The organism is Archangium sp. (assembly GCF_036388035.1).
Lineage (GTDB): Bacteria > Myxococcota > Myxococcia > Myxococcales > Myxococcaceae > Archangium.
Window position 1 is genome coordinate 1 of the sequence record NZ_DASVSO010000227.1, and the last position, 1,829, is coordinate 1,829.

The following is a 1,829-nucleotide window of genomic DNA, read 5'->3' on the forward strand; positions in this document are numbered from 1 at the left end:
GGCGATGGGCGTGCACCCCAGGCTGAAGCTGTCCGGGGTGAGGGCCAGCCGGCCCTGGGGCAGCGCGTCCAGCAGCAGCAGCACGTCCAGCACCCGGTTCGCGGTGCGCACGTGGGCGTTGCCGGGCGCGAGCTCGAAGAAGAGGAACTTGTCGGGGAAGGCGAAGTACTCCTGCAGCAGGCGGTGGCCGGCGTGGGACTGCGGGTGGGCCGGGAGCACCTCCTCGTCCCGGCCGAAGCCCAGGGGGTGGACGCTGTCGGCGGGCAGGTGAACGGGGGCCCGGGTATGCCCGTCCGGATCCGGGACGAGCACCACCCCGCGCAGGTTGCAGGTGAGCAGCTCGTAGAGGGTGTGGGCGGTGCGCCGCTCGCCGCCGAGGTACAGCGGGAGGCGCTCCAGCTCCAGCTCCGAGAAGGAAACCCCACGCGCCTCCAGCCGCAGGCGGAGGACGGCGGCCACGTCCGTGCGCCGCTCCAGGAAGTCATAGCGGCTGGTGGACTCCAGCCGGGCCTCGGTCAGCTCCACGGGCCAGAGGGTGACCGGGTAGCAGGTGCGGAAGCGGCAGGTGTGGCCCTGCTCCGTCTCCGCATACAACAGGGTGTGCCGGGGCACCGCGTAGCCCGAGGCGGGCGGCTTCCGCTGGGGGTCCACCTCGAAGCGGGCGATGGCCAGCGAGGGCACCGGCTCGACGAAGTGGGGGTAGAGCAGGCCCAGCAGCTGGGTCGTCACTTCCGGCAGCTCGTCCTCGAAGCCCTTCTGCACGCGAGCGGTGAGGAAGGCGAAGGACTCCAGCAGCCGCTCCACATGCGGATCCGCCGCCCGGTCCTCGGTGAGCTGCAACCGCGAGGCAATCTTGGGGTGATCCTCGGCGAAGCGGGCCCCCATCCGCCGCAGGTAGTCCAGCTCGCGTTGGTAGGCGAGCCGCAGTGCGTCCTGGCTATCGGCCATGGGTTTCTCCTCGCGTGCCGTGCAGATCCAACCCGACCTTGAAAGAGACCGGCTCGGTGAGCCGGCCCACCACCAGTGACGCCGAGACGGCGACGTACAGCAGCCGCCGCTCGGCATCGAAACGATCCACTGTGACCCGCGGCCCTCTCAGCCGCGGCTCGAAGGCCGCCAGGGCCTGGGCCAGAACCCGGGCGATTCGCGCCTGATCCTCCCCGGAGGCCGGGCTCATCCACCCCATGTCGGGCACCCCGTAATCCAGCACGGTGCGCTCATGGGGCGCGAGGGACTCGGCCTCCGCCACACTCAGGGAGCAGCGCGTGTTGAGGAGCTGGGAGACCTCGGCTTTCACCGAGGCCTCCAGCTGCTCACGGTCCAACGTGCGCAGCGGACGGGGCTCGCGCGGATGCCACGGCTCCAAGTCCACCAGTCGGTCGAACAGCAGAGCGGGGGCCACCGCGCCTTCCCCATCCCGCTGCGCCATGGTCACGCCGCCTGGTTGGTGGCGAGGTTCCAGCTCCCCGTCTTGGCACCGGCCAGGGCCGTACCCGGCGACTCCTGCTTCTGGACGATGTATTCCCAGGAGATCTTCGTGTAGTTGAGCGTCACCCTCTCGATGGGGAGGTCCCCACCGCCGGCGCCCACCGACACCGAGCTGAGGAGGACGTTGTCCAGGGTGTACTTGAAGAACGGGACGGGTGCGCTGATCGCCCCCTCCTCGGCGGCCTGGTAGATGGTGATGACGGCCTGCTGGATGTTGTTGCCGCCGCTGCAGTACTGGTTGAGCAGCGGCGAGGCCTGGTCCACGTACTTCGTCAGCATGAAGTCCTGGTGGTTGCACCGGCCGTGGCGGCGGCTGGTGTTGGACACCTCGCCCGAGGACA

General features: G+C 69.9%; 3 protein-coding genes. All 3 read right to left on the reverse strand.

Translation table 11 applies throughout. The annotated features are described in order from the left end of the window. A partial coding sequence (gene tssF / locus VF697_RS09825) for a type VI secretion system baseplate subunit TssF (protein ID WP_331093586.1) occupies positions 1-948 on the reverse strand: 948 nt, incomplete at its 3' end. Next, a complete protein-coding gene (gene tssE, locus VF697_RS09830) occupies positions 938-1,429 on the reverse strand; it encodes a type VI secretion system baseplate subunit TssE (RefSeq protein ID WP_331093589.1) in 492 nt (163 codons plus the stop codon). The genes tssF and tssE, both read right to left, overlap by 11 nt. Before the next feature lie 2 nt (positions 1,430-1,431). Next, positions 1,432-1,829 (reverse strand): Hcp family type VI secretion system effector (locus tag VF697_RS09835; RefSeq protein ID WP_331093591.1); only part of this gene is annotated, 398 nt, incomplete at its 5' end.

Coding starts and splice junctions, on each gene's coding strand:
- tssE (WP_331093589.1), bottom strand. CDS start 1,429: ATGGCGCAGCGGGATGGGGAAGGCGCGGTGGCCCCCGCTCTGCTGTTC.